Source organism: Aeromonas enterica (assembly GCF_054052465.1).
In genome coordinates this window covers 380,501-386,962 of the sequence record NZ_JBSTYL010000002.1, presented here as the reverse complement: position 1 = coordinate 386,962, position 6,462 = coordinate 380,501, and the positions used below count along the sequence as shown (strand labels likewise).

Here is a 6,462-nt window from a genome sequence, read left to right as displayed (position 1 = left end):
CACGGTAGGGGTACCGTTTTGTTATCCGGTTTGAAGCCGTATGACCACTCCCTTTTGTGGGCAACTGTCAGGTGAATACCATCTCCATACAAGAGAGTGGAAAGTTGATATTGTCTAACACTGTGTATTTATACAGGTATTATCAAAACTTTGCTCAAGCCGTATCACGTAAGGCTTGCAGGGCAGGGGAGAGGCATTGTGTGTTGGTGAAAAATTCATCTATAAAACGTTTGCCAAATGTATCCCGATACCATATCTTGTGTTTGTATTGGATAAATACACAATATGTAGTTATTAATTGGGTATTTTTGAGGGTTTAAATACGACTAAGAAGACTTCTTCTGATGTAGGTTCGTTGGCAGCAAGTGTCTTGCGTGATCCCAATGCGTCAAAGGTTCAGAAACAGCTTGCCGGTTCTGCTCTGTCTCAGACAGGGACTAGCAAAGATACTGGTTCTACTATGGAGACAAAGGCAGCGAAGGTACTTGAAAGTGATAAGTACAGTGATCTGACTAAGACCCTTGCAGGTTCGGTACTGTCTCAAAGCAAAAAGTGAAGAACTATGTCCCGCTTCGGCGGGGCACTTTTACAAGGGGAGTTGCATGAAGCGAGATTGGGACGTTATCAGGTCTGTTTTATTGGCAGTAGAGGAGGAAAAGGACCTACTTGCGCTCATTTCAGGCAGTGGAGGAAATGAACAGAGAATACAAACATCTCAAGGCCAATTGCTTAGTGACGATGTGCTATGTGGACACATCAAATTGCTAGTTGATGCAGACTTGATTGAGGGAGTATCTGTATCACATTCACATGGGCATTGGTTGTATAGCTGTCGGAGGCCAATGCTGACTATGCAAGGGCACGACCTACTGGATACTCTCAGACCTGTTGGAATGCCACAAAGATTAACCAAGTTTGCTAATGAACGTGGCGTAGAGCTAACGATTGATACTATAAAGGCTGTTTTTGGTGCCTTTGTTGGCTCAGTTTTAGCCTGAAAACTGGCACACAATATGGTATAATGGCTCTGTAACGTGTTGATTTTATCCATGTTGAAGGCGCTAAGTTCGTCTTATAGTGGGATAAGCAAGCTGGTGGGGCCACCACCTGTTTCTGCAATTCAATAAGTTACAGCTAATAACCCCCTTCAGACCTCTTGGTAATCCACTTTGTGTGGATGGATCAGGAGTCTTCAACGTGAATCTCTGGCTCTTTCCGCAAGGTATCTGGTACTACCGCAAGGTGACAGTGCTCCCCAGTGGTCGCCGCAAAGAGATCAAGAAATCTCTCCGTACTCGGGACAAGCTGGTCGCTCGTGAACAGGTGGCTCAGATGCTTACCTGCGCTCGTTCTCGGGTAAAGCCCGTGGCTGTCCAGCCAGAACCTCAGCCAAACTACCTGCCAGAGCCTCAGCAGCTACCGCAACCGACACCATCTGCGGCCAATCCTGCCCCTGTGGGACCCTCTGCCATTGCATCCCCTGTACTCTCAGAACTCAGAATTCAGTGAGTGGACTGACCCCGCTCGACGATGTCCACGAAGCCTTCGTCATTGGTCAGTTCAAGTTTCACGTTCGGATGCTCATAAAGGAAACCTGCCAACAGCGGTTGCAACACCATTGAGGTCGAAATGCGTGCAGCATTGATGCGTGATGTGCCGGTGGATCCGCCCTGCAGGACGTTCAGCTCTTCACCCGCCACAATGACCTGACCGAGTGCCGATACGCCAATGATCTCGAAGGCTCAAAAGGCGTTTTCTGGTCTACAACGAGGCTTTCACAGGAGCCTTGGAGTCGAAGAAAATCCCGTGTTACTCCATGAGACTCTTTTGGCAGATGCTGGAAAATCCTGGGGCACCCTTGCGTCACCGTGAGCCCGCCTATCTTTCGTGGAGGGCTCCTCGTCAGTCGTCGTCTGGTACTCCTGTTTCTGTGACAGCTCGATCACCGGCTTATCGCGCCTTATCCGGGCATTGCATCCCCGACTCCCCGAGCATGGGCAAGGCGCAGCTCCTCGGCGCCGAGCACGAACTCAGGGTTGTCGGTGAGACGCTCGACCGCCAGATCGATGAAGCGACGTACCCGGGCGGGCTGGGCCGCACGGCTGCCGTAGTAGAGAAACAGGCTGTACATGTCTGTCATGTGGTCGAGCAGCAGGGGAACCAGATGGCCGGCCCGGATGTGCGCCGCCGCCGTCGGCCCGGCAATTTGGCCTATCACTTCCCCCGCCAGCACGGCGCCCAGCTCCACCGTCTCGTCATTGGTCGATATCGCCGGACGAACGAGATGGTCCTGCACGCTCTCACCAAGCCTTACATGCCAGGGAATCAGGTGGCCGGTGCCGGCATGACGAAACACGCTGCAGCGGTGCACGCCCAGATCGTGCAGCGTTTGCGGCACCCCATGTTTGCGCAGATAGGTGGGGGAGGCGCAGATGATGAGCTGCAAGGGAAACAGGCGGCGTGCGATCAGCCCATCCTGTGGCGAGAGGCCGATCCGCAAACCCACATCGACCCGCTCCTCCACCCAGTTGCCGATGCGGTCATCGAGCTGTACATCGGGCTGGACCTCGGGGTAGAGCCGGCAGTACTCGTCCAGCACTGGGCCTATGATCATCTGCGCGACCGAGCGGGGCCCCACGATCCGCAGCGGGCCGGCGAATGCCTCCCGGGTCTGCCTCGCGGCCGACAGCGCCTGTTGCAGGCCGAGCAGGGCGGGTTGGGCCGCCTCCAGGAAGCGCTGGCCCTCTTCGGTCAGCGACATGCTGCGGGTGGTGCGATGGAATAGCCTCACCCCGAGATAAGTCTCCAATTGCCGCAATGCCTTGCTGGCGGCCTGAGGGGAGATCTGCTGGGCCTCGGCGGCCTTGCTGAGGCTACCCAGTTCCACCGTGCGCACGAAGGTGGTGATGGATCTCAATTCGCTGATCATGCTCTTTCTCGTCGATTTACATCATTTAGTTGTAACTGATTCATCCATTTGCCGTCTAGTTCGATGTTTGTTGCCCATTTATAGTTCAGTCCATCGAGATGCCACCCGGCATGTCCCCGGACAGCGAGACGAGCAAGATGGACAATTTCAGCTTTTACAACCCGACCCGGATCGAGTTTGGCACCGGTAAGGAGCGCCTCATCGGCGAGATCCTGGCCCAGCACGGCATCAAGAAGGTGCTGCTGGCCTATGGCAGCGAGCGGATCAAGGGTGATGGCCTCTTCGCCACCGTGAGCGCCAGCCTGGGCGAGCAGAGGATCCCGTTCGTGGAGTGCGGCGGCATCGTCAGCAACCCGCTCATCTCCAAGGTGCGTGATGCCATCGCCCTGGCACGGGAGCAGGGGGTCGACGCCATCCTCAGCGTCGGCGGCGGCTCCGTGCTCGACAGCGCCAAGGCCATTGCCGCAGGCAGCCTCTATCAGGAGGATGTCTGGGATCTGTTCATCGGCAAGGGGCAGATCGAGGCGGCGCTGCCGGTGTTTGCCATCCTGACCCTGGCTGCCACCGGCAGCGAGATGAACAGCGGCGCCGTGGTGACCAACGATGACACCAAAGAGAAGTTCGCCATCAACTCGGTGCACACCTTCCCCAGGGTCTCCATCGTCAATCCGGCGCTGATGCAGACGGTCTCCCGCGACTATCTGGTCTACTCGGCGGCGGACATCATAGCCCACTCCATCGAGGGCTACTTCACTGCCAAGGTGCAGCCGACAATCCAGTCCCGCCTGGTGGAGTCCGTCATCGCCACCGTGCTGGAGACCACGGAGCAGTTGCTGGCAGACCCCGAAAATTACAACGCCCGCGCCGAGTTCGCCTGGGCGGCGACCCTGGCATTGAACGGCCTGACCTATGCGGGGACATCGGGCTTTGGTTACCCGAACCACATGATCGAACACGCGCTCTCCGCCCTGTTCAATGTGCCCCATGGCGCCGGCTTGTCGGTGGTGATGCCCGCCTGGATGAGGTGGTATCAGGGCCAGAATACGGCTCAGTTCGAGCGCTTCGCCCAGCAGCTGTTTGGCTTGAAAACCGCCGAGGAAGGCATTGCTGCCCTGGAGACATGGTTCGACAAGATTGGCACGCCGACCCGCCTCTCCCAGCTCGGCATCACGGAGGCGGACCTGCCCGCCATCCTGGAGAACCTCAAGGGCAACGCCCGCTGGTTTGGTCTGGCCGAGACCTACACCCAGGAGGTGCTGGCCAGCATCCTTCGCAATGCCATGTAAGTGGCGGTGCCTCCCGCTCCGGCGTCAGGAGCGAGCCGCGAGTCACCAGCCATCACACCAAGCGGGTGCCTGGCACCCACACCATGGCGCTTTCCCAGGAGAGCGCCTTCCAGGAAAAGGGATCCATCATGCAAACACGTACTTTGGGTAACAGCGGGCTGACAGTGTCGGCCATCGGTCTGGGCTGCATGGGGCTGAGCTTTGGCTATGGCCCGGCCACGGACAAGGGGCAGGCCATCAACCTTATCCGCCGCGCCTATGAATTGGGAGTGACCTTCTTCGACACCGCCGAGGCCTATGGCCCTGGCGATAACGAACGGCTGCTGGGGGAGGCGCTGGCCCCGTTCCGGGACAAGGTGGTGATCGCCACCAAGTTCGGTTTCAAGAACGGCAAGGTGCCCGATGGGCTGGACAGCCGGCCGGAGAATATCCGCGCCGTGGCCGAGGCTTCCCTGCGCCGCCTCAACACCGATGTGATCGATCTCTTCTATCAGCACCGCGTCGATCCCGATGTCCCCATGGAAGAGGTGGCTGGCACAGTGCGAGACCTTATCCAGGAGGGCAAGGTGCGCCACTTCGGTCTGTCCGAGGCCGGTGTCGACTCCATTCGTCGTGCCCACGCCGTGCAGCCGGTGGCGGCGCTGCAGAGCGAATACTCCCTCTGGTGGCGCGAGCCGGAGCAGGCCATCCTGCCGCTGCTGGAGGAGCTGGGCATCGGCTTTGTCCCGTTCAGCCCCCTCGGCAAGGGCTTCCTGACCGGGGCCATCAAGGCCGATACCCGTTTCGATGACGCGGATTTTCGCAACCAGGTCCCACGTTTTGCCGAGGCGGCGCGCCAGGCCAACCAGCATCTGGTGGAGGTCTTGAGCGACCTTGCGGCCAGCAAGGGGGTGACCTCTGCCCAGATTGCGATCGCCTGGCTGCTGGCACAAAAGCCCTGGATCGTCCCCATACCCGGGACCACCAAGCTGCATCGGCTCGAGGAGAACCTGGGTGCAGCCCGGGTGGCACTGAGAGCCACCGATCTGGGAGACATCCAGCGTGCCCTGGCCGGGATCAAGGTGGAGGGGGATCGCTATCCGTCACACCTGCAGAAGAATGTGGGTCGCTAAGGCAGGATCCTCAACAGGAGTCTCATGAATGCAGAACCCCTCTGTACTCTCTCGCGCCGTCCCAAGGGGCCGGCGCTCTCTCTGGTTGCTAACAGGAGCCGTGATGGCAGGCATTATCTCCTATGTATTGAAACCGGGCCTGCCCGCGCACCCTGACTCTTCCCAGTATCAGGCGGGTCGGTTCAGCAATGTCGTGGCACTGCCGCAGCGCAGCACCTGGGAAGGGGTCCGGCTCTGGTGGGACTTCTTGTTCGCCAAACCTGACGGCACTGTGCCGGATCGCGCCATCCCGGTGCAGGCCATGACCCGGGAGGGGCTGATGGCCGCCCCGGACAACAACGTGTGGCGCCTCGGCCACTCCAGTTTGCTGTTCAAATTGCAGGGCAAGTTCTGGCTAACGGATCCGGTGTTCAGCGAGCGCGCCTCGCCGGTGCAGTGGTTCGGTCCCAAACGCTGGCACGCGCCGCCCATCACCCTGGATGCGCTGCCCCCCATAGAGGCGGTGATCCTCTCCCATGATCACTACGACCACCTCGATCATGACGCCATCCTGGCGCTGCAAGAGAAGGTCGGCCACTTCATCACGCCGCTCGGGGTGGGGGCGCGCCTGGTTGCCTGGGGTGTCCCCCAGCACAAGGTCAGGGAGCTGGATTGGTGGCAGAAGATCCGGGTCGGCGGCATCGAATTCATTGCCACCCCGGCCCAGCACTTCTCCGGCCGTGGCCTTGGGGATGGCAACCAGACCCTGTGGGCCTCCTGGGTCATTCGCGGGGAGGGAGCCACTCTCTTCTTCAGCGGTGACAGCGGCTATTTCGACGGCTTCAAGGAGATTGGCAGGCGCTACGGCCCGTTCGACATGACCTTCCTCGAGACCGGGGCCTACGACAAGCGCTGGGAGTACGTGCACATGTTGCCGGCGCAGACGGCGCAGGCGTTTCACGATCTGCGCGGGCAGTGGCTCTATCCAGTGCACAACGGCACCTTCGATCTGGCCATGCACCAGTGGGATGACCCCCTCGAGCAGATAGTCCGTCTGGCCGCCGAGCAGCAGATCCCATTGACCACCCCGATGATGGGGGAGCCCCTGAACGTGCTGGCTCCCCACGAGGGCAGCGCCTGGTGGCGCCAGTGACAC

At 59.1% G+C, this 6,462-nt stretch carries 6 protein-coding genes; 4 read left to right on the top strand and 2 right to left on the bottom strand.

The genetic code is table 11. The features are described from left to right. Window positions 1–602: 602 nt before the first annotated feature. Window positions 603–998, top strand: coding sequence for a DUF2513 domain-containing protein (locus ACW5XD_RS04050; protein ID WP_456493743.1), 396 nt, complete (start codon window positions 603–605; stop codon window positions 996–998). Window positions 999–1,502: 504 nt separating this feature from the next. Here ACW5XD_RS04050 and ACW5XD_RS04045 read toward each other — a convergent pair. Beyond that, window positions 1,503–1,700 carry a hypothetical protein gene (locus ACW5XD_RS04045; protein ID WP_456493742.1) on the bottom strand — a complete coding sequence of 66 codons (198 nt, stop codon included), beginning with the start codon at window positions 1,698–1,700 and terminating at the stop codon, window positions 1,503–1,505. A gap of 260 nt (window positions 1,701–1,960) precedes the next feature. After that, a complete protein-coding gene (locus tag ACW5XD_RS04040; RefSeq protein WP_456493741.1) occupies window positions 1,961–2,929 on the bottom strand; it encodes a LysR family transcriptional regulator in 969 nt (322 codons plus the stop codon). Window positions 2,930–3,066: 137 nt separating this feature from the next. Here ACW5XD_RS04040 and ACW5XD_RS04035 point away from each other — a divergent pair, with 137 nt between their 5' ends. From ACW5XD_RS04035 to ACW5XD_RS04025, 3 genes are all read left to right on the top strand, one after another. Further along, window positions 3,067–4,215, top strand: coding sequence for an iron-containing alcohol dehydrogenase (locus ACW5XD_RS04035; RefSeq protein ID WP_456493740.1), 1,149 nt, complete (start codon window positions 3,067–3,069; stop codon window positions 4,213–4,215). A gap of 128 nt (window positions 4,216–4,343) precedes the next feature. Continuing rightward, window positions 4,344–5,327 (top strand): aldo/keto reductase, encoded by a 984-nt coding sequence (locus ACW5XD_RS04030; RefSeq protein ID WP_456493739.1) that lies wholly within the window; start codon window positions 4,344–4,346, stop codon window positions 5,325–5,327. A 103-nt stretch (window positions 5,328–5,430) separates the two neighbouring features. Continuing rightward, on the top strand, window positions 5,431–6,459 hold the full coding sequence (locus tag ACW5XD_RS04025) for an MBL fold metallo-hydrolase (protein ID WP_456493738.1): 1,029 nt from the start codon (window positions 5,431–5,433) through the stop codon (window positions 6,457–6,459). The last annotated feature ends 3 nt before the right edge of the window (window positions 6,460–6,462 follow it).

Coding starts and splice junctions, on each gene's coding strand:
- ACW5XD_RS04050 (WP_456493743.1), top strand. CDS start 603: ATGAAGCGAGATTGGGACGTTATCAGGTCTGTTTTATTGGCAGTAGAG.
- ACW5XD_RS04040 (WP_456493741.1), bottom strand. CDS start 2,929: ATGATCAGCGAATTGAGATCCATCACCACCTTCGTGCGCACGGTGGAA.
- ACW5XD_RS04035 (WP_456493740.1), top strand. CDS start 3,067: ATGGACAATTTCAGCTTTTACAACCCGACCCGGATCGAGTTTGGCACC.
- ACW5XD_RS04030 (WP_456493739.1), top strand. CDS start 4,344: ATGCAAACACGTACTTTGGGTAACAGCGGGCTGACAGTGTCGGCCATC.
- ACW5XD_RS04025 (WP_456493738.1), top strand. CDS start 5,431: ATGGCAGGCATTATCTCCTATGTATTGAAACCGGGCCTGCCCGCGCAC.